We start from the raw sequence: 25,365 nt of genomic DNA, 5'->3' as shown, positions 1-25,365 counted from the left end.
TTCGGTGTCAGATGTCGTCACGAGGCGCGCTCCGATCCCGCTTTGGCACCGCGGTGCCAGCGCAGTGCCGACCTCTCCAGCAGCGCGAAGGCGGCGTTGAAGAGGATGCCGAGGAGTGCGACGAGCAGGATCGCCGACCACAGCTCGGGAAAGCGGAACAGCTTCTGCTGTTCGACGATGTAGAAGCCGAGGCCGGAGGTGGCCGCGTACAGCTCCGAGATCACCATGAGCACCAGCGCGATGCCGATGCTGATGCGCATGCCCGCGATGATCGAGGGGCTGGCGCCGGGCAGCAGCACGCTGAGGAAGTAGCGCCGCCTGGACAGCCGCATGCTCCGCGCGGTGGTGGTCACGACGGTGTCCAAACCCCGGACACCGTCGTAGGTGTTGACCAGGATCGGCCACAGGCAGCCCAGCGCGATCAGGGAGACGTTCATCCCGCTGGTGATGCCGAAGAAGACGATCGCGATGGGAAGCAGCATCGTCACCGGCACCGACATGCCGAGCCTGATCAGCGGGTTGAGGAACGCCCCCGCCTGGTGCCACACGCCCAGCACGATGCCCACGATGACGCCGATCGCGCATGCCAGGCCGTAGCCGGCCGCCAGGCGGGCGAGGCTGGGCAGCACGTCGGCCCAGAACTGGTCACTGAGGAACAGCGAGGCCGGGTCGCCGGAGAGCCAGTTGTCGACGAAGGCGACGACGATCCGGGAGAACGGCGGGATGAACAGCGACTCCGCCTGGCGGGCGACCACCTCCCAGACCACCAGCAGAACCGCGAGCAGCCAGAGCCACTGCGCCGCACGGACCAGACCACGCAGCAGACCTCGAACGCGGCTCATCGTCCCTCTCCCCGCTGGGCGTGGCCCCAGGGCACGAGCAGCCGCTCGGCGAGATGGAACCCGTAGTAGATCAGCATTCCGAGGATCCCGACGATCAGGATCCCGGCGTAGACGTAGTCGGGGCGCTGCGCCTCCTGGTAGGTCGTGATCACCGTGCCTACTCCGCTGGTGGCTCCGAGGAGCTCGGCGGAGAGGACCACGATGAGCGCGGTCGAGCTCGCCACGCGCAGGCCGGTGGCGATGGCGGGAGCCGCCGAGGGCAGCACGATCCTGGTCAGCAGCTTTCGCTGCCCCCAGCCCATGCTCCGTCCCGCGGTGAGCATCAGCGGCTCCGCGTCACGCACGCCGTACATCGCGTTGAGCAGGATCGGCCAGAAGACGGCGTAGACGCTGAGCGAGACCTTCATCTGCGTCCCCAGCCCGAAGAGCAGGATGGCGACGGGCAGGAACGCCGACGAGGGAACGGACCTGGCCGCGTGCACCACCGCCGAGGCCGGGCGGTACAGCGTGGCGAAGTATCCCAGCGCCAGGCCGAGCGGGACGGCCACCACCGAGGCGACGAGCATCGAGATGACCCATGCCCACAGGGTCTGCACCACCTGACCGAGGAAGAGCGGATCGGTCAGCAACTCGGCGAGGCGCGCCAGGGTGGCCCCCGGATAGGGGAGCGAGTCCCGCGACACCGCTCCGGAACGGACCAGCAGGTCCCACACCACGAACATCGTCACGACACCGGCCGCGCCGAGGACCCAGGTGGGTGTGGGTCTTCTCGCCTGGGCGACCGGTCCTGCCGGCTGTGCGACTGTCGTCACGGAGATCTCCTTCCCTCTCGCCGTCCGGGAGGTCAGGACCGGGCGAAGGCCGGAACGAAGGGTTCGAGATCAGGCTGCTTGGAGATCATCTTCAGATCCACCAGCTTCTTGGCCATGTCGTTCAGCGCCGCGAAGTCGACCTTCGGGGCGAGCCCGTTCTGCGGCTGGGCCGCGAGGGTCTCGGCGGGCACCTTGGAGCATTCGGAGAGCAGCTTGAACGACTCGTCCTTGTTCGCCGGATCCTCAAGCTGCTTCATGGTCTCCACCATGGCGTCGTTGAAGCGTTTGGCGGTGTCCCCCTGCGCCACGAACGTCTTCGACGCCACGTACGTCGCGATGTAGACCTTGCCGAGCGCGACGAAGGGATCGTCGAGGCTGCGCAGGTCGGCGCCGCCCGAGCCGAGCAGCGCGTATCCCATCTGCGCGGCGGCCACCCGGTCGCCGTTCACCGCGTTGACCTGCTCCGCGTACGGCAGTGCCACGAAGCTCACCTGGTCGGTGGGGACGCCGTTGGCCTCCAGCCAGACCGAGGTGGCGATCTGGTTGATCCCGCCGATCTCGTTGACCGCGATCTTCTTGCCGACCAGGTCCTTGGCCGACTTGACGGAGGAGCCCTTCTTGACGAAGACCCCCTGTGCCGGGTCCGCAGGGGGCAGGGCGTTGATGTTGGCCCCCGAGACCATCTGGATCGGGAAACCGGTGTTGTAGGCGTTGATCGCGGTGAACCCGTTGACGTAGCCGAAGTCGGCCGCGCCCGACAGCACCGCGGCGACCGCGGCGGACCCGCCGAAGGACTTGACGTACTCGACCTGCAGGCCGTGCTTGGCGTAGATGCCCTTGGCCTCGGCCCAGGTGTTCCACATCTCGCAGCCGAAGGTGGTCACGGAGACCTTGGTGGGACCGTCGGCCGAAGCCGTTCCGGTAGCGGACGAATCCTCGCCGCCGCAGGCGGTGGCGAGGAGGACTGTCGCGAAGGCCATAACGGCCCCTGCGCGTCGCATACCCATGCTTGCTCCTACTCCTCTCGCCGCCGCTCTGGGGGGGAGACGGCGAGGGTTCAGGGGGTGGTTTTTCTTGGGGCATCGGCGGGCGGTCGCGCCAGTGGCGGGGTTCCCCACCGCCGTGCCAGGTCAACCGGGCTTCATGAACGTACGAGGAACGCTTGGCACGTGTCAAGATGCGGAATCACATCTCGCATTGCGTCACATCGCAGGCGTGCTTGAGCACTGCGGGAGATCACCTGCGATTTCCGGAAAGAATGTCTGATCAGCGGGAACGCACGCCGACGGAACACGCCGCCGCGCCGTGACTTCCGCTTCCGAGCCCGTTGGCCCGCACTCAGACGGGCGTGGTGCCGCCCAGCTCGCGCGACAGCTCGCGCGCCACCCCCAGCAGCACGGCGGCGGCCTGCGTCTCCAGGTCGCCCGCGAGGGAGGCCACCGTGCCGAGGACCGCCATCGAGGCGACCACCTGGTCACCCTCGAAGATCGGCGCCGCGAGCACGCGCACCCCGTGATCCACCGGAGAGTTGATCGCGAGCCCGGTCCGCCGGACCTCCTTGAGGAGTTCACGCATTTCCGCGGAGGCCCGCAGCCGCCGCGCGAGCCCGGGTACCTCTCCCACAGGCAGGTAGGCGCAGAAGATCCGGCCCTGGGCCGAGCGGGTGACGTCAAGCTGCGAGCCGGTACGGACGCTCAGCCGGATGTCGCCGAGGGTGTTGTCCACGCAGCTGACCACCACCGGGCACTCACCGTTCCAGACGCTGAGCACGACCGTCTGGTTGATCTCGCGCATGAGCAGTTCGAGGTGGGGAGCGGCGGCCGCGGCGATGGGCAGCCCGGCCCGCGCGGCGGCCTCCAGCCCGAGCAGCTGGGGACCGAGCGAGTACAGCGCGCTACGCGGGTCGTAGCGGAGCAGGTTGGCCGCCCGCAACGCCCTGGCGTACCGGTGGGCGGTGGGCTTGCTGACCCCCAGGCGCGTGGTGATCTCATTGAGGCTCAGCCAGGGACGCTCGATGGTGAAACCACTCAGGATCAGCGCGGCGCGCCGCACCGTCTGGATGGCGGGCACCTCGTCGGCCACGTCGACGTCGCCGGGGTGCGCCTGATCCGCCATGCCGACTCCTCCGCACAGACCATCCGTTGGACCGGACTCTACCGACTGTCGAACTCAGGCCGCATCGGAAGAATGGCCGGGCGTGGTACCGAGGGCGGGATTCACCAGCGGCGCCAGGTTGTTGACCGCCGCAGCGGCCTCGCCGAACCCGACGGAGATCAGCCGGACCTTGCCGTCATAGTCGCTGATGTCCCCGGCGGCGAACACCCTGGGCAGGTTCGTCCTCATCGACCGGTCGACGAGGACGTGCCGTTTACGCAGCTCAAGGCCCCACTTCTGGACAGGCCCGAGGTCGGCTATGAAACCGAGCGCCGCCACCACGGTCTGGGCCGGCAGCGTGACGCGGTCGCCCTCCTTGACCTTCTCGACGACGACCTCACCGAGAAGGGGGTCACCACTGATCTCGGCGACCTCGTACGGCGTCAGCACCCGTACCGACGACGCGTGCAGCGTCGCCACGCTGCGCTCGTGCGCGCGGAAGACGGGCCTGCGGTGCACGAGCGTCACCGAGCGCGCCAGCGGTTCCAGGGCGAGTGCCCAGTCCACCGCGGAGTCTCCGCCGCCGACCACCACGACGTCGTGGCCGGCCACCTCGTCCAGCCTGCGGACGAAGTAGCGCAATCCCCGGCCCAGGTACTCCTCGCCCACGGGCAGCTCCCGAGGGGTGAAGGTGCCGATGCCCCCGGTGAGGAGCATGGCCTTGGCACGCACCCGGGTACCCGCGTCGGTGACGACCTCCACGCCCTCCTCGTCGTGCAGCAGTTCGCAGGCGCTCTCCCCGAGCAGGAAGAGCGGATCGGCCTGAGCCGCCTGCGTCATCAGCTCGTCGACCAGCCGCTGCCCCTTCACCGCGGGGAACCCCGCAATGTCGAAGATGTCCTTCTCCGGGTAGAGAGCCGAGATCTGGCCACCGGGCTCGGGCAGCGAGTCGATCACGGCGACGGACATGCCGCGAAAACCCGCGTAGTAGGCGCCGTACAGCCCCGAGGGGCCCGCGCCGACGATCACCAGATCGACGTCGTACGCCGTCACGCCCCACCGCCGGGAGGCACCGCGGCGGGATGGTCGCTGCCGGTACGGCCGACCTTCCTGGCCCCGCCGGGAGAGCCCAGATCGGCGAAGAACTCGGCGTTGATCTCGGCGAACCTGGTCGCCTCCGCCGGGAGGTCCTCCTGATGGAAGATCGACATCACCGGGCAGGCGGGTTCGCACCGGCCACAGTCGACGCACTCATCCGGATGGATGTACATCATCCGGTCGCCCTCATAGATGCAGTCGACCGGGCACTCCTCGACACACGATCTGTCCTGCACGTCCACACACGCGTCGGTCACGACGTAGACCATCAGTCCTCCCTCGTCGGCAACGTGGGGGAACAGTAGGATTCAGCCGCAAGCATTGTCAATATGCGAGATGGCGTCTTGCATGGAGTTAACATGTGAGCATGAAGAGCGATGCCCTGCGACATCTGCGACACGCCACGGGCGCGGCGATCTCCAGCGGGCCGATCGTCGAGGCGATCCGGGTGATGGCCGCCGGCCCCAGCCCCCGGGGCCGGGAGCGCGCGACCGCGACCCGGCTGGCGGCGTGGACCCGGAGCCGCTGGCCCGAGCTGCCCTGGAACATCCAGGCGGTCGGGGACGAGGGGGCGAACCTGACGTCCACCGCCGGCGGCTCGGGGCCCGAACTGCTCTTCTACTCCCACCTGGACACCTCCCTGTCCGGTGACGTCGAACACGACCGGTGGGCCACCGGGATCGACGAGGAGCCCGCGCCGCTCTCCGTGGATCCGGCGTCCGGCCTGCTGGCGGGTTTCGGCCTCGGTGTCGCCCGCGCACCCGCCGCCGCGGCGCTGGCGGGATACGTGGCCGCGGCCACGGCCCTGCGACGCCGCGGTCTGCCACACCGCCTCTCCCTGCTCCTGGCCTCGGGCGGCACGCACTCGTCGCCGTTCGCCTCCGCCGGGCCTGCGGGCATCGACGAGCATCTCCGGTCGCACCCGCTGCCCTCGGCCGCGGTGGTCGCCAAGTGCGGCCCGCACGGCGTCCTGCACGAGGAGCCTGGAGCGATCTTCCTGCGCGTACGGCTGGGCGCCCCCTACCGGCCGGTGCTGGCCAGGGACGCGGGCGGCGGGCTCCTCGCCAACCTTGGCACCGCCACCGCGATCCTGGAGTCGTGGCGCACCGAGCACGTGGCGGCCAGGGCGGGCGCCGACCGCCAGCTCGCCGCCGAGGCCGGCATCGGCGCGGTACGGGGAGGGCTCCTGGAGAAGCCCGACCTGCTGCCGGGCGTCGTGGAACTCCACCTCTACCTGGTCACCGTCCCCGGCGACGACCCCGACGAGATCGCCCGGACCGTACTCGCCAGGATGCGGGCCGGAATCCCCGGCGGGCCACTGGACGGTTGCCGGGTGAGCGTGGACGCGCGGCTGGTCCATCCCGCCGGGGTGACCTCACCCGACGCCCCGGTGATCCGCCACGCGATCGCCGCCTGGCACGACGAGCACGGCGAACCCCCGCCCGCCATCTCCGGCTGGAAGGGCTCGACGGACGGAGTCGTGCTGCGCGGCCACGGGGTCCCGACCGCCAGGGTCGGCCCGGCGGCCGGATCCGACCCGGCCGACCCCCGGCGGGACGTCTTCGATCCGCGGACGCTGGTGCGCTTCGCGCGGCTGTACGCCGGGATCGCCGTCAGGCACGCGCTCGGCGATGTCGAGGAACAGGACCATCGACATTGAATGTTATGGATGGCAGGATGCTGTCTCGCAATGCAAAATATACTCTCGGCGCCGAGCTTCCATACATAACGCGAGGGAACCAACATGGGTGACGACCCAGTGCCTAGCCTGAAAGGTGTCGCCGGCGAGAACAGAACCCCGGCGATCCAGACCGTCCAGCGGGCCGCGATGATCCTCAGCGCGTTCACGGTGAGCCGCCCGCACCTGACGCTCAACCAGCTCACCGCCAGCCTGGGCACCAGCAAGGCCACCGCGCACCGGTACACCAAGGCCCTGCGCGAGAGCAACCTGCTCCGCTACGACGAGCGCGAGGCGCTGTACTCCCTGGGACCGCAGATCCTCACTCTCTCCGCCGCCGCCCGCGTCGGCATGCCCGTGATCGGCATCGCCGGGCCGTACATGCAGCGGCTCGTCAGGGAGATCGACGAGACCGTCGTGCTGAGCGTCTGGGACGGCGACACCGCCGTCGTCGTCCGCGTCGACGACAACACCGACCGCACCATAAGGGTCAGCGTCCGGATGGGCTCCCGCCTCTCGCGGACCGAGTCCGCCCAGGGCCGGGTCTTCTGCGCCTTCCTCCCCCCGGAGGACGTTCCCGGCCTCGAAGCGCAGCTGGCCGCCTCCCCCGAGCTGCGCCAGGAGCTCGTGAAGATCCGTGAGGACAACATCTCGGCCAACACCCCCTCCGTCAACGGCGTGCGCAGCATCGCCTCCCCCGTGTTCCGCGGTCCGGTTCTGCTGGCCGCGATGGCCATCGTCGGCACGACCTCCTCGGTTCCCGCGGGCACCCACTCCCCGCTCGCCGAAGCCCTGCGGCAGACCGCGGCCGAGGTGACGGCCGAGCTGGGCAGGGAGCAGAATTCCCCTGGTCACTGACGTTCCGTGAACACCAGGTGTCCGGATGGCGAACCGCATTCACGGTCGAAACCGGAGCCAAGTAGCGTAGGACCCGATGAACCAGCGCACGCTTCTGATCACGTTGACCGGTCCGGACCGCCCAGGCGTGACCTCACGCCTCTTCTCTGTTCTGGCCGGATTCCCCGTTGTCGTCGCCGACGTGGAGCAGGTCGTCATCCGCGGCCGGCTCACTCTCGGCGTCCTCGTCTCCTACGCGGGCGACACACCGACCGGCACCGGCGGCACCCTCGGTGCCCTCTGGACCGCCGTCGAGCGGACCGCCGAGGATCTCGGTCTGCACGTGGAGATGTCCACCGGCTCCGACCCGAAGGAGAAGCGGCGCAGGGGACGGCTCAACGTCACCGTGCTCGGCGCGCCGCTGCAGCCCGCCGCCATGGCGGGCATCTCGGGGCGGATCGCCGCGGCCGGCGCCAACATCGACCGGATCGAGCGCCTGTCCAGCTACCCGGTGACCTGCATCGAGCTCTCCCTGTCCGGCGCCGACCCCGACACCCTGCGGGCCGAGCTTGCCGTCGAGGCGCACGCCCAGCAGGTGGACGTCGCCGTGCAGCGGACCGGCCTGCACCGCAGGGCCAAGCGGCTGATCGTGATGGACGTCGACTCGACGCTCATCCAGGCCGAGGTGATCGAGCTGCTGGCGGCGCACGCCGGTTGCCTGGAGGAGGTCGCCAGGGTCACCGAGGAGGCGATGCGCGGCGAACTCGACTTCGCCGAGTCGCTGCGCCGCCGGGTCGCACTGCTGGAGGGCCTCTCCGAGGAGGTCTTCGAGAAGGTGCGCGAGGAACTCGTGCTGACCCCCGGCGCCCGCACGCTGGTACGGACGCTCAAGCGGCTCGACTACCGGTTCGCGATCGTCAGCGGCGGGTTCACGCAGCTCACCGATGCCCTCGTGGAGGACCTCGGGATCGACTACTCCGCGGCCAACACCCTGGAGGTCGTCGACGGCGTGCTCACCGGGCGGGTCGTCGGGGAGATCGTCGACCGGCCTGGCAAGGCGCGGGCGCTGGAGCGCTTCGCCCGCGAGGCGGGCATCCCGATCAGCCAGACCGTCGCCATCGGCGACGGCGCCAACGACCTGGACATGATCGCGGCGGCCGGCCTCGGCATCGCGTTCAACGCCAAGCCGGTGGTCCGCCGCGCCGCGGACACCGCGGTCAACGTGCCCTATCTCGACTCGATCCTCTACCTGCTCGGCATCCCCCGCGCCGAGGTGGAGGACGCCGACGCCGAGGACGGCGTCATCACCAACCGCTGAACACACCGGCCCTGGCCGCCTTCGTCCCCCGGACGATCGCGGCTAACAGGTCCTCGGGGCGGTCAGGGAGGCCAACCGTACGGCTTCGGCGCTGAGACCCCGCAGGGCGGGCCACGCGGCGGCGGCGTGCCTGATGCTGCGCCGCAGACCCGTCATCCTGTCGCCCGCCCCCTCGGCCAGTTCGTCCAGGCGGCGGGCGGCCAGCTCGTCCACGTACGCGCCGAGTTCGTCGAGGGCCCGGTCCAGATCGTCGGGCGGCGTTCCCGACCGGTCCGTCCTGACCCCCTCGGCGGCCCTCTCCAACCGGTCGGCGACGAGGTCGAGGACCGTCACCGTGGGCCCGGCCTCGTTCCCGGGTGGCGGTATCGCGAACAGCGCGAGCGCGTTGTCCCGCAGCCGCCCGGCCACCGTCACCGCATCCCGCAGGCGCCGCGGCGCGCCGCCGCCCGGCTCCTTGTCCAGTCCGTCGAGCGAGTCGGCGAGCCGCCCGGTGGCGTCGGACGCCGAGGAGATCCGGGCGTTCACCTCCTTGGGGTCCTGGTCGATCAGTGACCGCACCAGCGCGGCGTGCCGATCGAGCATCTCCGCGATGGCGGCGGTCAGCGTGGCCCGGTGCCCCCTGGACCACAGCAGCCGGGCGAAGAGCAGCGCCAGCACGCCACCGGCGATCGTGAGCACCACCCTGGCCTCGGCCGCGCCCCAGTCGAGCGACAGGGCGAAGTCGGCCAGCATCAGCGAGAGCGGTGTCGCGAGCATCATCCAGTATCCGTAGCTGCACCCGCGCAGTGCGAAGCCCAACGCCGCGCAGACGGAGATGAACAGCGTCAGATACAGATGACCCGGCGCGACCGCCAGCACCACCGCCCCGGCCACCGCGCCCACGGCCGTGCCCAGCACCCGCAGCCGCACCCGATCCACCGTGTCGCGATAGGTCGGGCGGAGGCTGACCGCCACGGTCACCACGAACCACTTGGCGTAGTGCTCGTGGATCACCATCATCAGCACCATGGCCGCGGTCACCGCCAGGCCCACTCTGATCGGGTGGTAACCGGTCGTGATCACCGGTTTTCCCGACCGTACGAACTTCGGCAGGCGCGGCCCCACCTCGACGCTCTCCGCCGCCTGCCGCTCCACCGAGCGCACGGCCATCGCGATCCGGTCCACACACCGGGTCACCTGCCCCAGCAGCGCGGCCGCGGGCAGCGGCGTATCCCCCGCACGAGCGGTTCTGCGGATCTCCTCCACACTGTCGGCGAACCGCCCGACGGCGGCCAGCGCCCCCTGCATCTCGGCCGAGCCGCCAAGCAGTACCGCCTCTCGCAGCGCGCGGGCCAGCGACCCGATCGCCTCGTCCAGCTCCCGGGTCCACTCCGTCCCGGCCCTCGCCTCCACGGCCGCCGCGCGCAACACGCGCAACGCGATCGTCTGCTGGAAGATGCGGGTCAGCGTGGCCGGGAGCCGCTCCGACGACCCGTCGTCCTCCCCGGCGACCCGGTAGAGGGAGAGCGCCGCCTCCAGATCCTTGAGCGCGGTGGCGGCCCGGTGGCGCAGCGACTCCCAGCTCTCGTCCGCGAGCGGTGCCCGCCCCCCGCCGGCCAGGAGGTCGGCGAGCGCCGTACCCGCCTCCTCCACGGTCCTGCGCAGCGGCCTGCGGCGGCGTAACGGCCAGATCGTCATGACCATCAGCACGGCCAGCAGGCCACCGCAGGCCGAGGCCCCCATGTGGAACAGAACACCCATGCTGGAAGAGCCGAAGTAGGTCAAGGTCACGGAGAGGATCGCAGGTATGCCCAGCGCCCGCCAGTAGATGCCCGCCGCCGCGACCAGGCCGACCACCACGGCCGCGATCGGCCACGGGTGGGGATGGATGAGCGCGCCGAGTCCGGAGCCGAGCGTGACGGTGGCCGTGGTGGTGAGCAACCTTCTGACCCGGTCGCCGTACAGCTGCCCGGGGGCGTCGCCGAAGAGCGTCAGATAGCCGCCCAGAGCCACCGAGGCGCCCTCCGCGAGATGGCCGAGGAGAACGCCGAGCAGCAGCGGGAGACAGACGACCAGCATGCACAGCAGGCCGTACGTCCAGGCGGGAGGCCCGGAGAGCCGGAAGTCGGCACGCAGCATGTCGACGAGTCTGCGCATGCCACCCCCGATCCCGGGAGCTCCCCCGTGCCTCGTTACGCCTTGTTACGCCCTGGCCCTCAGGGCTTCTTGGGACTCCATCTGGCGATCCCGCGACCGGCGTCGAGCTCCGCCCACTCGCCGTCCACCTCGATGACGGCGAACGCCCCTGGCGGGAACCCCGCGTCGCCGTCGTCCTCCTCGGTGAGCTGCCTGATCAGCTCGTGGACGCCGGGGTTGTGACCGACCAGGACCAGCGTGCGCACCTGCGGATCACTCCGCCGGATCAGCGTCAGCAGCTCGTCGGGGTAGGCCTCGTAGATGGCCGGTTCGAAAAGGAGGTCCGCACCGGGAAGGGCCAGGTTCGCGGTCTGCCGGGTGCGCACCGACGGCGAGCAGATCACCAGGTCGGGGCGGAGGCCCCGCGTGGCGAGGGCCTCACCGACCCTGCGGGCGTCGTGCTCGCCGTCGGCGCTGAGGGGACGCTCGCGATCGGCGAGACCTGAGGCGTTGACCGCCTTGGCGTGACGCAGCACGACGAGCGTGCGCGCCGTCATCTCGAAGCCCACATGGCAAGGCCCACGATCACCGCGAACACCGCGGCCATCGCCAGCAGGATGAGGATGAGAGTTCTGCCTCCGGAGGGCTGCTGTTCCATATCGGCCAGTTTCCCACCGCGACGGTCCGCACATGCGGAAGGGGTGCACGCGACCCGTGCACCCCTTCGTCAAACATTGCTCAGCTGGAGACCTGCTCCGGCTCGCGGTCGCTGTTGTTCTCCTCCGTCGGGGCGATGCCCGCCGAACGACGCTTGGAGATGACCACCGCGGCGATGACGACGCCCACCGCGAGCACCGTGATGCCGATGCGCAGCGCCGGGCTGTCCGAGTAGGCCACCACGGCCGGGGCGATCAGCAGCGCCACCAGGTTCATCACCTTGAGGAGCGGGTTGATCGCCGGTCCGGCGGTGTCCTTGAACGGGTCACCGACGGTGTCACCGATGATGGTGGCCTCGTGGGCCTGCGAGCCCTTGCCGCCGTGGTGACCGTCCTCGACGAGCTTCTTGGCGTTGTCCCAGGCTCCGCCGGAGTTGGCCAGGAACACCGCCATGAGCGTGCCGCACGCGATGGCACCGGCCAGGAACGCGCCGAGCGGCGCGTAGCCGAGGGCGAAACCGACGGCGATCGGGGTCAGCACGGCCAGCAGGCCGGGCGTGGCCAGCTCCCGCAGCGAGTCGCGGGTGCAGATGTCCACGACCCTGCCGTAGTCGGGCAACTCCGTACCGGCCATGATCCCCGGCTTGGTGCGGAACTGCTCGCGTACCTCGAAGACCACCCGACCGGCCGCGCGGCCGACCGCCATGATCGCGAGGCCGGAGAACATGAACACCACCGCGGCGCCGATGATCAGGCCGACCAGCACGTTCGGGGAGTCGACGCTCAGGCTGAACGTGCTGAAGGAGCCCAGCGCCTCCTTGACGGACGCGCCCGCCTTGACCAGCTCGCTCTCGACCGCCGTACGGAACGCGCCGAACAGCGCGGTCGCGGCGAGCACGGCCGTGGCGATCGCGATGCCCTTGGTGATGGCCTTGGTGGTGTTTCCGACGGCGTCCAGCGAGGTGAGGACCTGGGCGCCCTCGCCCTCGACGTCCCCGGACATCTCGGCGATGCCCTGGGCGTTGTCGGAGACAGGACCGAAGGTGTCCATCGACACGATCACGCCGACCGTGGTCAGCAGGCCCGTGCCCGCCAGCGCCACGGCGAACAGCGCGACCGTGACGTTGCCGAAGCCCAGCAGGAACGCGCCGTAGACGGCGGCTCCGATGACCAGCGCGGAGTAGACGGCCGACTCCAGGCCGACGCTGATGCCGGACAGGATGACCGTGGCGGGACCGGTGCGGGAGCTCTCGCCGATGTCCCGCACCGGACGGCGGTTCGTCTCGGTGAAGTAGCCGGTGAGGATCTGGATGGCGCTTGCCAGCACCAGGCCGATGAGCACCGCCCCGATCGCGATCAGGCGCGGGTCGGAGGTGATCGCGGCGATCTCCGGGCTCACCCCGGTCAGCCCGGAGAAGCTGGCCGGCAGGTAGAGGTAGGCCGCGACCGCGACGAGGACGGCCGAGATGGCCGCCGAGATGAAGAAGCCCCGGTTGATCGCGGCCATCGCGTTGCGGTCGCCGGCGCGCGGGGCGGTGACGAAGATGCCGATGATCGCCGTGATCACACCGATCATCGGCACGATCATCGGGAACACCAGTCCCTCGACGCCGAAGGCCACCTTGCCCAGGATCAGGCTGGCGACGAGCATGACCGCGTAGGACTCGAACAGGTCGGCGGCCATGCCCGCGCAGTCGCCCACGTTGTCGCCCACGTTGTCGGCGATGGTGGCGGCGTTGCGCGGATCGTCCTCGGGAATGCCCTGCTCGACCTTGCCGACCAGGTCGGCGCCGACGTCGGCGGCCTTGGTGAAGATGCCGCCGCCGACTCGCATGAACATCGCGAGCAGCGCGGCACCGAAGCCGAAGCCCTCCAGCACGGCCGGGGCGCTGCCCCCGTAGGTGATCACCACCACGGCCGCGCCGAGAAGGCCGAGGCCAACGGTGATCATTCCGGCCACGCCGCCGGTGCGGAAGGCGATCCGCATCGCGAGCTTCTCACCCGACTCGCGGGCGGCGGCGGCGACGCGGACGTTGCCGCGGACCGCCAGCCACATGCCGATGAATCCGGTCAGCGCGGAGAACAGCGCGCCGACGACGAAGAAAGCCGATCTGCCGATCCGCACGCCGGTCGTCTCCGCCGGGAGGAGGTACAGCAGGAACGGGATCAGGATGACGAACAGCGCGAGCGTCCGGAACTGCCGGGTAAGATACGCCGAAGCCCCTTCCTGGACGGCTCGCGCGATGTTTTGCATACGCTCGGTGCCTTGGCCGGCGGCCAGCACTTCCCGCACCAGTGTGCCGGCGACGGCGAGTGCGAGCAGTGCGACGACGGCGACCACGATCACGATGTTGAAGTGGTAACCACTCAGGGATACCGCTGGCTCTTCGACAGCGGCGAGATGGAGCACAGACATCCGACTCTCCTTGGCAAGACGGGAACACGTCCTGCCCGGAGTGCGCTGCCGAAGTGGTTAGACGAGCGGAGCGGCGCACATCCGGGATGGTTGGCAGTGCCGCTTCCAGTTGCAGACCCCCACGGAGGACGGCTCGCGTGCGGGCCGCTCCGAAGGATAAACCTTGGCCGGTCCCGGGAGTCTACGCAGCGAGGACGCGGATATGAAGCCTCTGCCTGCGGACAATTGACGCCGAGTCCAGCACCTTTTACCGACCGGCCTGCTTATAACGGCATTTCGCTTGTCACACCTACCCCGCCAGCCTCTGTTTCCACCCAATTTCGGGTGGGAAAAATTGTGGTTATGTTTTGTCCAAAACTGGGTTCCGCACGACGAACAGCCGGGCGTGTCCAGATGGACACGCCCGGCTGTTCGAAGTCTTCTGTCAGGCCGGAGACAGGCCGTTCGTCGCCGCGGGCCAGCTCATGCGGATGCACATGCCCTTCTGGCTCGGGTAGACCTGAACATCGTCGGCCAGTCCCGCGATGACCGCGATGCCGAGACCGGACATCAGATCATCGGGAAGTTGCCCGAACGGGTCGTCGAACCCCAGGAGGGCGCGATCGTGCTCCAGTTCGTCACTGGGGGCGGAGTCGGTGACGGTCACCTCGAAGCGCCCTGAGTCATCACGTAGCTCGATACGGATCGGCTCTCCCGGACAGTGGAGGCGGTGCGCCTCCACGGCCCGCGAGCACGCCTCACCGACGGCGAGCCGTACCTCGTCCAGCAGTGACTCCTGCACGCCGGTGCGTCTGGCGATCGCCGTGGCGACCAGACGCGCCGTGCGTACATGCGCGGGGAGAGCGCTGAACGTCAGTTCGACGGTAGCCACGACTACTTGTCTCGACCGTGGGCTTCCTTGGCCTCATCAACCGAGGCGTAGATACCGAAGACCTTCGTCAGCCCGGTGATCCGGAAAATCTTCAGGATGCGCTCCTGAGTGCAGACAAGCTCCAGTGAGCCATCGTGCGCCCTAACTCGCTTGAGCCCGCCGACCAGGACACCAAGGCCCGTGGAGTCAAGGAAGTCGACCTTCTCCATGTTGACGAGCAGGTGGAAATTCCCCTTGTTGACCAGGTCGATCAGGAGCTCACGCAATCTGGGCGCGGTGTAGACATCAATCTCACCCTCGACCTCAACGATGGTGAGACGGTCCTCGGAATGGTGGTCCAACTTCAGATCCACAGATCCTCCAGCGCCTTGCCTGCGAAAGTACCGATTCGAGCATGCCCTCCTGGGACCGGATGACCCCCGGACGACAAGCCCCGACGCGCGGCATTCAACCATGCGTACGCTCAGTGTCTATACGAAATCACGATTCCCGGCGACTCTGCCCACAGATGTGAGACTGAAACCAGTGACCCCGCCCTCATCCTCGCCCCTCCGAGCGGGTAACGCCCTCAATCGCCTGCTCGATGTTCCCGCACGTCGCATGCGTGTCACCCATGTGGAGCACGTTCCCGCACGTCAGGCTGGTAAGACCCGATGGCCGGACTGGGTTGACCAGCGATTGGTTACGCGCTGGGCGAACCGCGGCGTTTCTGGCCTGTGGCCGCATCAGGCCGAGGCCGCCGAGCTGGCCCACCGTGGCCAAAACGTGATCATCTCCACCGGGACCGCCTCGGGCAAGTCCCTCTCCTACCTGGTCCCGGCGCTTTCCGCGACGCTCGACGGCGGCACGATCCTCTACCTGTCCCCCAGCAAGGCTCTGGCCGCCGACCAGCTCCGCACGCTGCGCGAGCTCGACCCGCCCGAGCTCCGTGCCGCCACCTACGACGGCGACACCTCCTTCGAGGAGCGGACCTGGGTACGCAGGCACGCCAACTACGTCCTCACCAACCCGGACATGCTCCATCGCGGCCTGCTGCCCCGTCACGCCCAGTGGTCGGCCTTCTGGCGGCGGCTCCGGATGGTCGTCGTGGACGAGTGCCACGGCTACCGAGGCGTGTTCGGCTCCCACGTCGCCCAGATCCTGCGCCGCCTGCGCCGGATCTGCGCGCGCTACGGCTCACACCCGACCTTCCTGCTCTCCTCGGCGACGGCCAGCGAGCCCGCGGCCTTCGCGAGACGTCTGACAGGCCTCCAGATGGCCGAGGTGACCACGGACACCTCTCCCCGAGGCTCGACCACCTTCGCACTGTGGGAGCCACCCCTGACCGATCTGCGGGGCGAGGGCGGGGCACCCGTCCGCCGCCCCGCGACCGCCGAGAGCGCGGACCTCCTGGCCGACCTCGTCGTCTCCAACGTGCGGACCCTGGCCTTCGTCCGCTCCCGGCGGGCCGCCGAGTCCGTGGCCCTCACCACGCGGGCCAGGCTCGGCGACCTCGTCGCCGACGGGAGCGCGCCCGCGGACCTGCCCGACAAGGTGGCGGCCTACCGGGCGGGCTATCTGGCCGAGGATCGCAGGGGGCTGGAAAAGGCACTGCGTTCGGGCGAGCTGCTCGGCCTGGCGACGACCAACGCCCTGGAACTCGGCGTCGACGTCTCCGGGCTGGACGCCGTGCTCATCGCGGGGTGGCCGGGAACCCGGGCCTCACTCTGGCAGCAGGCCGGGCGGGCCGGAAGGGACGGGCAGGACGCGCTGGCGGTGCTGATCGCCAGGGACGACCCCCTGGACACCTATCTCGTCCACCATCCCGAAGCCCTGTTCGGCAGGCCGGTGGAGACGATCGTGCTCGATCCCGGAAACCCATACGTGCTGGGCCCCCACCTGTGCGCGGCGGCCGCCGAGATCCCGCTGACCCACGACGACCTGGACATCTTCGGCCCCACCAGCAAGGAGGTGCTCGCGGACCTGGTCGGTGACGGGCTGCTCAGGGAACGCGCCGCGGGCTGGTTCTGGACCAGCAGGGGACGCGCCACCGATCTCGCCGACATCCGCGGGTCGGGCGCCGCGCCGGTCCAGGTCGTCGAGATGTCCACCGGACGGCTGCTCGGCACCGTGGACGAGCCCTCGGCTCACTCCACCGTGCACGCCGGCGCCGTCTACGTGCACCAGGGGGAGACGTTCCTGGTGGCCGAACTCGATCTGGAGGCGGGGGTCGCGCTGGTCGAGGCCGGGGCCCCCGACTACACGACCTTCGCCAGGGATGTCACCGATATCTCGGTCATCGAGTCCCTCAGCTCGCACCCCCTCGGTCCTGGAGAGCTCCACTTCGGCTCGGTGGAGGTGACCAGCCAGGTCGTGGCCTATCTCAAGCGCCGGGCCCAGAGCGGCGAGCTCATGGGAGACGAACCCCTCGACCTGCCCCCACGCACGCTGCGGACCCGCGCCGTCTGGTGGACGCTGCCCACCTCGGCGATCATCCCCCTGATCGAGGACGGCCTGGACCTCGGCGGCGCCGCGCACGCGGCCGAACACGCCTCCATCGGCCTGCTGCCGCTCTTCGCGACCTGCGACCGCTGGGACATCGGAGGCGTCTCCACCGAACTCCACGCCGACACGGGGTTGCTCACCGTCTTCGTCTACGACGGGCACGAGGGCGGCGCCGGCTTCGCCGAGCGCGGTTACGCCCGTGCGCGCGACTGGCTCACGGCCACCCGCGAGGCCATCGCCTCGTGCGAGTGCGAACGCGGCTGCCCCTCGTGCATCCAGTCCCCCAAGTGCGGCAACGGCAACGAGCCCCTCGACAAGGCCGGAGCCCTCCGCCTGCTGGCCGTCCTGCTCTCCTCCGACGAGCCGCGGATGTGAGGGCCGCAGATGTGAGGGCTGCGGAACACGCCGGCAGCGGGCCGGGGCGCCGGTCTGCCGGAGACTGTGACGGATCAGCTCATATCGGGAGTGAAGCGATGCCCCGAGGGTGAGAGGCCATCGCGATCTCGTCGCTCGTCCCGGTCGTCGTCGTTACGGTCCTCGGCCCAGAAATCGGTCGCGCCGGGCTGCGGGCGCTCCCAGAACCCGCTGTCCTCCATGGAACGGGGCGCGGGCGGAAGGTAGTCGTCCCACCGGTCAGCCGTCCGGGCCGCAGCCTGGCCGACATCACCGGCCTCGAAGAGCGGAGCCGTGCCGGAAGCGGGACCCGCGTCCGGCCGCCCAGCGTGACCTGCCTGCCCGGTCTCGGCGTGCCCGGTCTCCGCGTGCTCAGCCCCCGTGTGCTCAGCCTCTGCCTGCCGGGTCCCCGCCCGCTGTGCCTCCGTCTCGCGGTCAGCGGCTTTCCGAACCGAGGCCAGCCGAACCGAAGCCGGCTGAACCGAGATCGGCTGAACCGGGGCATCCCTGATCGAGATGCGCTGAGCCGGGACGCGCCGGGCTGGAGCCGACTCGGCCGAGACGTTCCGCTCCGGCACGGGCCGATCCGGGGCAGACCGATCCGGAGACTGCCGGGGAGAGTGTGGGCGGACCGAACCACGGGAGTCGGGCGACGGGCTCCCCGGGGCCAGGCCGGTCTTGACCACGGCGAGGATGACCGCGGGACGCCGTGGATCGACAGTGACAGCGGTGCCGCCCTTGCCCGCCACACCACCCCTGCCGCCGGTGCCGGTCGTGCCGCTCCTGTCCGCCGTACCGCCTCGGCCCGTCGTCCTGGCGTCCCCCTTCGAGTCCCTCCCACCGAGCGGCTCGGGTGCGAAGGGCGCGGTCTGCCCGTCGCTCCCTCCGTCACGGCGCCTGTCTCCGCCGGCGGAACCGTCCCCCGCGGCCAGTAGCCTGCGACGGATCCAGGCGCCACCGTGCGCGCCGAGAAGCAGCAGGACGAGAGCACCGGCGATGAACATGCCGTACTGGCTCATACCGCCGGTCGGTACGTCAGATGATCCTGCCGTGGTGTTCGTATTCGGGGCGGAGTCCGCCTCGGTCTCGCCGGTCGCTCCGGAGTCGGGGGCACTGTCCACGCCTTCCTTCTTCTCCCGATCACCGCCGGTCCCCTCATTCGTCTCCTCGGCCGGCTCGGCGACCGACGAGGTGGCGTCGCCGCCGTTCTCCGCCTTTTCCGAAACCCCGGGCTTCTCCGTTGGCGCGCCCGCTGTTCCCGACGGCCGATTCGAGGCCGCCGTGGGCTTCTTCGCGGGCAACTGCGGAAGGTCGTGGACTCCGGTCTGCTTGTTCTCGCTCTTCTTGGTGTTCTGCCGACTGCCCGTGTCGCTCTGGTGCGACCCGCTCCGGGTGCCGGAACTCTCCTGGCCACCGGTTTTCCTGCCGCTCTTCGCCACCGTGGCCGCCGGCACCTTCACCGAGGCGCCGGCCGAGTTGCCTGAGGAGAGCGTGCCGCCACCGCCGTTGCCGCGCAGGGCCCGCACCGTGAACCCGATCCGCTGTCCGGCCGCCTTCGCCGGAACGGCCAGGGTCGCCCTGCATGAACCACCGGAACACGCGCTGCCCACCCGCACGGACCCGACCCTGCCGGTCCGGCTCGTGGAGATCACGTAGCCCTGCAGGTCGGGTTCGGCACCTCTGCTCCATCTGACGACCACCTGCTTGCCGTACAACCGGGCGCTCACCCCGCTCGGCGTCGCCGGAGGAACGGCCTGGACCAGGGTCCTGCTGGTCTGGTGCCATTCGGCCCCGAGCACCTTGCCCCGCTGTTCAAGCCTGATCCGGTAACCGCCGTTCCGGTGATAACGAGGATTCCAGGCGTAGGAGACTTTTTGATCTCCCTTCGCCACCTGCCTGCCATTGACGAAAAGGACCGCGTCGAACAGAAGATCGACTCTGCCGGAAAGGATCACTGTGCTGTTGGAGGTCACCCGGGACGGGACGTTCAGCCGCGCCACGGCCTGCGCCGGATTCGCGGCGGTGAGCACGAAGGACATGGATATGATCGGCGCGATCACCGCCATGGCGACCAGTCTGCGAACTGCTGTCACGACGTTTCCCTTCGTCGAGAACCGCGCGTCAGCCGGCCATCCGCCACCCGTACGGTCACACGGCGGCCAGACCGTTCCCTCCGCCCGGCCGGCTCGCACCGGTCCCGCCCTCCGGCCCCGAGGTCGCGAGACCGTCCGATGGTGTCGTGTGACCTGGTGATTCGCATCTCACCCTCCCCAGGCCGATCGGGAAACAGCACGGATCACCGGTAAGCGGCACCTTACGTGAGCTTTCGGACTCTTGGACACGCCGTCCAAGAAGTCGTGATTTGATTGCGACCTTGTTTCCCGGAGGCTTCGTACACCCGGTTTCCTGAAGACTTCCGTCTGCCGATTCTCGGTGTTCGTCTGTGCGGAGCAGTGCTCTGCCGCGTTGCCGTCGCAGCGTTTCCTTGGCGGGGGCTCCCATTTCATCGGTGCGTGCCCGGCGCGTATGTCTGTTCTTACCGCCCCACCCACCTTTTGAAGCCGTACTTAACCGCTTTCCGGTCGGCTCCCATCGGATTCCTGACACGCTTTCCTTCACCAGAACCTCCTGAGGATGCCCCGGCCTTCAGGCCGGTGAGGAATCGGGAGCGGGATGGCCGTCAAGGCCCGGGCGTGCCCTGGACGGTCGGTCATTTTGATTGGCCTCTTTCTGGGTGGTGTAGCCGTAGCCGTCCGCGCGCTGAAGATGACGGACGTGCCGGTGGTTGATCCCGGTGACGCGGCCGTGCCGGGTGGTGATGTCGAACGAGCCGGAGGAGCGGACCAGGACTCGCCCGGCGTGAACCCCGGCCTTCTTGCCAGCCGGGACGTTCGCCCGGACCAGGTCGCCGGTTTGGAAGCCGTGGTGCAGTTTGGTCCGTGGCCGGACAAGGCGGGGGAACCCGTATCGGTCGGGGATGGTGCGGGCGTAGGTGCCCCGCCCGGTCGCGGTGACCACCAGGACCGTGGATGGCCAGGCGGTGACGTTCTCCAGTTCGCCGACGTGCAGCGCGTCCAATGTGTGTGACTTCGGCGCGCCGGTGCGAGACCGGTTCCACTTCGTACGACCGCCCGAGGCGGTGTGAACGGGAAGGCCGGTCGCCTCCAGCGCCCGCCACAGCGCCCACCGGGTGGCGTTGACGGCGGCGGCATCGTGCAGCGGAGCCTTCGCCTGCCCGAGGATCCTCGCCAACAGGGCGGGTCTGCCTTTGAGGAACTCCTCCACCGGGGTGGCGTTCTTGGCCTGGTTACACCGGATGCAGGCCAGGGTCAGGTTGCTGATCCGGTCCGAGCCGCCCTGGGAACGCGGGTGGATGTGATCGAGGTTGAGCGGTACGCCGCTCACGCCGCAGTAGGCGCAGGCGCGCCCCCACTTGGCCAGCAGGTATTCGCGCACCTCGCACCCGGCCAGGGTGCCCTGCTGATACTCAACACCTTCCAACGGCTTGCCCGCCGACAGGGCATGGGTGTCGAAGGAGACCCGCTCCACGTGCACGGCGGCCACGGGCGCCCACCGGGTCAGCCGCGCCACCCACGACACGGTGGTGTCGACGCGGTGTCGCAGCGACGGCGCGAGCCATCCCTTCGGTTTGGTGCGGTTGAGAAACCGGGGGGAGCGGTAGCGCAGATTCCGCGACCGCCTACCGCGCCGGTACGCGGCCCGCGAGGCGAGCCTGTCGCGGATCAGCGCGCCCCGGTGGTCGAGCTGGATCGCATACCGTCCGGCCCGGCTCCCGTCGCGGTCGGTGAACACGGCCAGGCCGGTGTGCTTGCTGCCGGGGTCGATACCGACCTGCACGCCTGCCACGGTGGAATCGGCAACCGACCGGTCCTTGAGGCGGATGACGAACGGGGTGTGACGCACCACCACCGCCCGCCCGGCCGCCAGCAGACGGCGGGCACGGGCGGGATGGCAAGGGTCGAGCGGGTGGCCGCGGGCGTCCAGGACGAACACGGCCGGGTGAACCTCACGGTTGGCTCCCTCGGACACCGAAGCGCCCTCGGGGTGACGCCGAGCAGACCGGGTGCCGGTCCGCTCGATCTCCCCTCGCCCAGGTCGAACACCAGATACCGCCTGGCGGCGGTGTCCGTGAGCCGTTTCGTGCCCACCCTCGGGCGTGTCTGCTCCCACGGATTCCAGAGCGGCAGGCTGAGGAAGCACCCGCCGGTGGGTCTGCGATCTCGTGTTCAACGTAGCCATCACAACGCACCTCCTTGAGCTGACGGCCAGGGCTGGTCAACGCGGGGCTTGTAAAGCGCATTACCGCGCCTCAAGCCCCTCCTTCAGGAGAGGGCCGTTGACCGGCCTGAATCAGCGATGTGGACAGGGCCGGCACGCGCCCTGGCGTTGATCGCCACCTCTCCCTTCAGGGGGAGTGAGACGTCCATGGTCACCTCGATCTCCGCGATGCCGTCATTTCCCACGGAACAGCGGGTGATCCTGACCCCGTTGTCCGCAGCGAGCAGGGAGGCACTCGCGCAACTCCGGTCCGGGTCCGCGAAGGCCAGCCGAGCGGCGGTGAGCGCGCTCAGGTCGGCGGCGCTCTGCGCTCGGTGGCGCGCGACCCGAGCCGTGCCCGCGACCATGACCGCCGCCGCGACCGCGAAGAGCAAAGCCATGAGCCCGACCGTCCAGATGGTGGCCGACCCCCGCTCAGCCCCACCGTCATCCATATCCTGCGGGCAGGGCCTGCCCTGCTTGAGACTGCGAGAGCGGCTTGACCAGAAGCCGCTCTCCCCAGGAAGCGAAGGAGTCACGGGCCTACCACTCCAGTCCGGGCTCGGTCACGGAGGCGGCACTCGCGTGCACGGTGACGCCCGGGAGCGAGGCGCCCCAGCGCGGCCTGACGTTCACCGACACCTCCACCCGTGCCATCTCCGCGCTTCGGGTCACCACGACGGTCGCGCCCGCAGGAGCCACGGACAGGACGCTGCCTCGGACCCGCTCCAGCGACTCGCCGCGCGAGGCGGCCCGAGCCCCGGCCCGGGCCGCGTCCACGCACTCCAGCTGCGCCTCGACCGCTGACACCGCCCACAGCCCGGCTCCCAGCACGACCAGGAGGGCGGGCAGCACCGCGGCCGTTTCCGCGGTCACCGACCCCCTGGTCCGGCGGGAGAAGATCGCTGCCACGGAGAGGGTCATCCCGCCACGGTCAGCGCTCGGTTGATCAGAGTTGTGATCATCTGCTGGACGTCGGGACTCGTCACCACCTTGAAGAGCAGGGCGGCGAAGGCACAGGCGGCGATCGTTCCGACCGCGTACTCCGCGGTGGACATGCCACGGTCACAGCGCGCGCCGGTGGTCAGCAGCGCCCACCGGGCACGCAGCCACCGCAACCGATCACGCCGCACACGAAGCGCGCTCGTTCGAGCCATCTGCTCCTCCTGGAGATCCCCGCCGGACCCACCGCCCGGCATCGGTCACGCCAGGGTTCTCCATGCGCCTGCGGTCCCGTTGACCCGAACGCCATTCTGTGGATAACGCCGTAGGCCAACCCCTCGATTGGGGATACCGCGCCCAGGCGCCGGGCAGTGCGCGCGGGTCGGCATGACCCCGTACGAACGCGAAGATGATCCGTCACCCTTCGTCGGTGATGGCCCGCTGCCCTTCCGCGAGGAACGTCGGACTCTCCACAGCCAGGGAAAACATGGCACAACGCCAAAGCGCGAAACGCCCCCAACCGAAGGAGGCCACTTCAGGCCCTAGATGGTGAGATTTCAGGATGTCTGTCCACAGGCCCCATCAATCTTCTGTGGATAACCCGGAGATTTGACGAAAAACCTGTGGATAACCCGCAGCCGACGTGACCGCTCGACCTGGCGGCATTCACACAAACGGGCGAAGAATCGCAGGCCATGTCATCCCGGCGAACGCTCGGGACGTCTCTTACACATCCCCACACGAGTGGGCCGCCTCGACATCGTCACCTGACCCGCCGTGGTCCCAGATCAGGCGGCCGAGCTCGGCGGCCCGCGCATCAGCCGGGTCGAGTACGAGCCGAGCAGAACGTCGCAGCGATTCGCCAGTCCGCAGAGCACGGCTTCCAAGACCTTCGAATCGCTCTGGTCGTCCTCGGCCACCAATCACGACATGTCAGATTTCCAGGCCGAGCCGGGCCTGCGTGCCGAAACGGGCGTGCTTACCGGTCAGGGATAGGGCAGCCCCGATGGTGAGTGTCACCACCTCTTCACCTCGTATCGGAAACTGTGGCTGTCAGCGGACACGGTCGACGTTCACTGCCACCGCAGACGGCCAGAGCCTAGGGATCTGGGCCCTAAGCACGGTCCATCAGTCGACGACCTGCTGATACGAGAGCTCGTAGAGGTGGCCACCCTTGATCAGGATTGAGGCCTCCACCGGCCGCCTCAGGTCGCTGTAGATCACCCGAAACTGGCGAAACACCGGCACATCGGCCGGAAGGTCCAGCCTCTCGACCTCCTTCGTGGTGGGTTGCCGCACCGAGATGCGGTCCTCGAAGTGTCGCTCCGGAAACCCGAGATCGGCCAATGCTTGAGGCGCCCCGCCGCGGATCTTTCCACGACCTGCCAGGGGACTTCCGGAGGCGATGTGGGGTGGGTAGTACGACCATGACAGCTCTACGGGCGCGCCGTCGTGCAGCAGTAGCCGGTGACGCATGATGACCGGATCGCTGTGCGGAATGGCGAGAGCCGCAGCGACGTCGGTCGGCGGTTCCACCTCGCCGACCTGAAGCAGCTCGTAGCTGTAGCCACGCGGAGCTGGGGCTTTGTAGGTAGCGGCTTCGACAACAAAGGGCTGCCTGTCCCGCACGAAAACGCCTTTTCCCGCGTGGCCCCGTACGAACCCTTCCTCCTTCAAAGATTGCAGAGCACGCTGGATCGTCGCGTTGGCTGCGCTGAAGCGCGCCACCAGGTGTGGCGTCGAAGGGAGCTGCTGGCCCGGCTTCAGAGCGCCGGACATGATCTCAGCGCGCAGCTCTGCGGCGATCTGCTGATGACGAGGACGAGGGTCCAGCCGCCTTGCCAAGATTGTCAGGTCTCCTCATTGGATGATCATTTTGTATCGCAGTTCACGGCCGTCGGCGATCATCGTCATTACGGCGACCTCAATCGGCGCTCCGTCGTTGGTTCGTAGCACCCTGGTGAGGACCAGGACCCAGTCCTCCGGTCGGATATCAAGCAGGTCTTGCTCTGGAAGGGTTGAGGGGCGTGCTATGACGCCTTCCTCTGCACTGTGTGGCTGGTAGCCGAGTTCGGCAAGCATGGTAGGGGCTCCGCCCGGAATCTTGCGCGCTTCGGCCAGCGGTGTGTCGCGGGCGATCGTCATGGGGTAGTAGGAGTCTGCGAGTTCTGTCGGGCGCCCGTCCAGGAGTACCAGTCGGCGACGAACAATCGCCGTACCTCCTGGATCGAGGCCGAGGACTTGAGCAACCACTTGTGGCGGGTGGACCTCTTCCACGGTGCGGAGTTGATGAGTGCCGATGTGACCTTGCTGAGCGGCCTCTTCCGCCCAGGGATCTGACTCTCCAGGGCGGCGAGGTCTCACATAGGGCGCAGAAACGCTGACCCAGCCTGTGTCCGCCACGCGCTCCTCCATGGGTCACGAAAGGCCATTTAGCAGCCACCGTACCGGTTCGACAACATGCCGGGCTGGTTGAGGATAGCCACTTCAACATGAGTACATCATTGCTGCCTTTCGCGAATCGCAGTAAG

Annotated in this window: 23 protein-coding genes; 5 read left to right on the top strand and 18 right to left on the bottom strand. The window is 69.0% G+C overall.

Annotated elements, in window-relative coordinates; translation table 11 throughout:
• Positions 1-17: 17 nt before the first annotated feature.
• From ABT130_RS24730 to fdxA, 6 genes are all read right to left on the bottom strand, one after another.
• Positions 18-842, bottom strand: coding sequence for an ABC transporter permease (locus tag ABT130_RS24730; protein ID WP_350930248.1), 825 nt, complete (start codon positions 840-842; stop codon positions 18-20).
• Positions 839-1,654 (bottom strand): ABC transporter permease, encoded by an 816-nt coding sequence (locus ABT130_RS24725; protein WP_350930249.1) that lies wholly within the window; start codon positions 1,652-1,654, stop codon positions 839-841. Before ABT130_RS24725 ends, ABT130_RS24730 begins: the two co-directional genes overlap by 4 nt.
• A 32-nt stretch (positions 1,655-1,686) precedes the next feature.
• On the bottom strand, positions 1,687-2,634 hold the full coding sequence (locus tag ABT130_RS24720; RefSeq protein WP_350930250.1) for an ABC transporter substrate-binding protein: 948 nt from the start codon (positions 2,632-2,634) through the stop codon (positions 1,687-1,689).
• A gap of 358 nt (positions 2,635-2,992) precedes the next feature.
• Complete coding sequence (locus tag ABT130_RS24715; RefSeq protein ID WP_350930251.1) at positions 2,993-3,769, bottom strand: IclR family transcriptional regulator; 777 nt, start codon at positions 3,767-3,769, stop codon at positions 2,993-2,995.
• Between the two features lie 54 nt (positions 3,770-3,823).
• Positions 3,824-4,801 (bottom strand): NAD(P)/FAD-dependent oxidoreductase, encoded by a 978-nt coding sequence (locus tag ABT130_RS24710; protein ID WP_350930252.1) that lies wholly within the window; start codon positions 4,799-4,801, stop codon positions 3,824-3,826.
• Complete coding sequence (gene fdxA, locus ABT130_RS24705) at positions 4,798-5,115, bottom strand: ferredoxin (RefSeq protein WP_350930253.1); 318 nt, start codon at positions 5,113-5,115, stop codon at positions 4,798-4,800. Before fdxA ends, ABT130_RS24710 begins: the two co-directional genes overlap by 4 nt.
• Positions 5,116-5,213: 98 nt before the next feature.
• On the opposite strand from fdxA, the gene ABT130_RS24700 reads away from it, so the two are divergent.
• The 3 genes from ABT130_RS24700 to serB all read left to right on the top strand — a co-directional run bounded on the left by ABT130_RS24700 (position 5,214) and on the right by serB (position 8,679).
• Positions 5,214-6,506, top strand: a complete 1,293-nt coding sequence (locus ABT130_RS24700) for a hypothetical protein (RefSeq protein WP_350958994.1) — start codon at positions 5,214-5,216, stop codon at positions 6,504-6,506.
• 84 nt (positions 6,507-6,590) lie between these two features.
• A complete protein-coding gene (locus ABT130_RS24695; RefSeq protein ID WP_350958991.1) occupies positions 6,591-7,382 on the top strand; it encodes an IclR family transcriptional regulator in 792 nt (263 codons plus the stop codon).
• Between the two features lie 76 nt (positions 7,383-7,458).
• The gene (gene serB, locus ABT130_RS24690) at positions 7,459-8,679 is read left to right on the top strand and encodes a phosphoserine phosphatase SerB (RefSeq protein ID WP_350930256.1); all 1,221 of its coding nucleotides are present in this window, start codon (positions 7,459-7,461) and stop codon (positions 8,677-8,679) included.
• Between the two features lie 42 nt (positions 8,680-8,721).
• On the opposite strand, the gene ABT130_RS24685 is transcribed toward serB, so the two are convergent.
• The 5 genes from ABT130_RS24685 to ABT130_RS24665 all read right to left on the bottom strand — a co-directional run bounded on the left by ABT130_RS24685 (position 8,722) and on the right by ABT130_RS24665 (position 15,090).
• Positions 8,722-10,815 (bottom strand): FUSC family protein, encoded by a 2,094-nt coding sequence (locus ABT130_RS24685; protein WP_350958987.1) that lies wholly within the window; start codon positions 10,813-10,815, stop codon positions 8,722-8,724.
• Positions 10,816-10,874: 59 nt separating this feature from the next.
• Positions 10,875-11,351, bottom strand: a complete 477-nt coding sequence (locus tag ABT130_RS24680; RefSeq protein WP_350930258.1) for a SixA phosphatase family protein — start codon at positions 11,349-11,351, stop codon at positions 10,875-10,877.
• Positions 11,352-11,532: 181 nt separating this feature from the next.
• Positions 11,533-13,866: a sodium-translocating pyrophosphatase gene (locus ABT130_RS24675; protein WP_350958984.1), complete on the bottom strand. Its 2,334-nt coding sequence runs from the start codon at positions 13,864-13,866 to the stop codon at positions 11,533-11,535.
• A gap of 424 nt (positions 13,867-14,290) precedes the next feature.
• Complete coding sequence (locus ABT130_RS24670; protein ID WP_350930260.1) at positions 14,291-14,737, bottom strand: ATP-binding protein; 447 nt, start codon at positions 14,735-14,737, stop codon at positions 14,291-14,293.
• A 2-nt stretch (positions 14,738-14,739) separates the two neighbouring features.
• Positions 14,740-15,090, bottom strand: coding sequence for an STAS domain-containing protein (locus tag ABT130_RS24665; protein WP_030916965.1), 351 nt, complete (start codon positions 15,088-15,090; stop codon positions 14,740-14,742).
• Positions 15,091-15,337: 247 nt separating this feature from the next.
• Between ABT130_RS24665 and ABT130_RS24660 the strand changes: the two genes are divergently transcribed.
• Positions 15,338-17,596, top strand: coding sequence for a DEAD/DEAH box helicase (locus tag ABT130_RS24660; RefSeq protein ID WP_350958982.1), 2,259 nt, complete (start codon positions 15,338-15,340; stop codon positions 17,594-17,596).
• 74 nt (positions 17,597-17,670) lie between these two features.
• Here the strand turns inward: ABT130_RS24660 and ABT130_RS24655 are convergent, their stop codons facing one another.
• The 5 genes from ABT130_RS24655 to ABT130_RS24635 all read right to left on the bottom strand — a co-directional run bounded on the left by ABT130_RS24655 (position 17,671) and on the right by ABT130_RS24635 (position 23,049).
• Positions 17,671-19,707 (bottom strand): fibronectin type III domain-containing protein, encoded by a 2,037-nt coding sequence (locus tag ABT130_RS24655; protein WP_350958980.1) that lies wholly within the window; start codon positions 19,705-19,707, stop codon positions 17,671-17,673.
• A 553-nt stretch (positions 19,708-20,260) separates the two neighbouring features.
• Complete coding sequence (iscB, locus tag ABT130_RS24650; protein ID WP_350958978.1) at positions 20,261-21,664, bottom strand: RNA-guided endonuclease IscB; 1,404 nt, start codon at positions 21,662-21,664, stop codon at positions 20,261-20,263.
• A 293-nt stretch (positions 21,665-21,957) separates the two neighbouring features.
• Complete coding sequence (locus tag ABT130_RS24645) at positions 21,958-22,347, bottom strand: Rv3654c family TadE-like protein (RefSeq protein WP_350958976.1); 390 nt, start codon at positions 22,345-22,347, stop codon at positions 21,958-21,960.
• An 88-nt stretch (positions 22,348-22,435) separates the two neighbouring features.
• Positions 22,436-22,816: a TadE family type IV pilus minor pilin gene (locus ABT130_RS24640; protein ID WP_350958973.1), complete on the bottom strand. Its 381-nt coding sequence runs from the start codon at positions 22,814-22,816 to the stop codon at positions 22,436-22,438.
• Positions 22,813-23,049, bottom strand: coding sequence for a DUF4244 domain-containing protein (locus ABT130_RS24635; protein ID WP_350958971.1), 237 nt, complete (start codon positions 23,047-23,049; stop codon positions 22,813-22,815). Before ABT130_RS24635 ends, ABT130_RS24640 begins: the two co-directional genes overlap by 4 nt.
• A 562-nt stretch (positions 23,050-23,611) precedes the next feature.
• On the opposite strand from ABT130_RS24635, the gene ABT130_RS24630 reads away from it, so the two are divergent.
• Positions 23,612-23,830, top strand: a complete 219-nt coding sequence (locus tag ABT130_RS24630; RefSeq protein WP_350958968.1) for a hypothetical protein — start codon at positions 23,612-23,614, stop codon at positions 23,828-23,830.
• Positions 23,831-23,962: 132 nt separating this feature from the next.
• Here ABT130_RS24630 and ABT130_RS24625 read toward each other — a convergent pair whose 3' ends face one another.
• Together ABT130_RS24625 and ABT130_RS24620 are read right to left on the bottom strand one after the other, a co-directional pair.
• Positions 23,963-24,679 (bottom strand): GntR family transcriptional regulator, encoded by a 717-nt coding sequence (locus ABT130_RS24625; RefSeq protein WP_350958966.1) that lies wholly within the window; start codon positions 24,677-24,679, stop codon positions 23,963-23,965.
• A 15-nt stretch (positions 24,680-24,694) separates the two neighbouring features.
• Positions 24,695-25,249 (bottom strand): UTRA domain-containing protein, encoded by a 555-nt coding sequence (locus ABT130_RS24620; protein WP_350958963.1) that lies wholly within the window; start codon positions 25,247-25,249, stop codon positions 24,695-24,697.
• Between the last annotated feature and the right edge of the window lie 116 nt (positions 25,250-25,365).

Source organism: Streptosporangium sp. NPDC001681 (assembly GCF_040298085.1).
Classification (GTDB): domain Bacteria; phylum Actinomycetota; class Actinomycetes; order Streptosporangiales; family Streptosporangiaceae; genus Streptosporangium.
The sequence above is the reverse complement of the archived record's forward strand: the minus strand, read 5'-3'. Positions and strand labels throughout refer to the sequence as shown.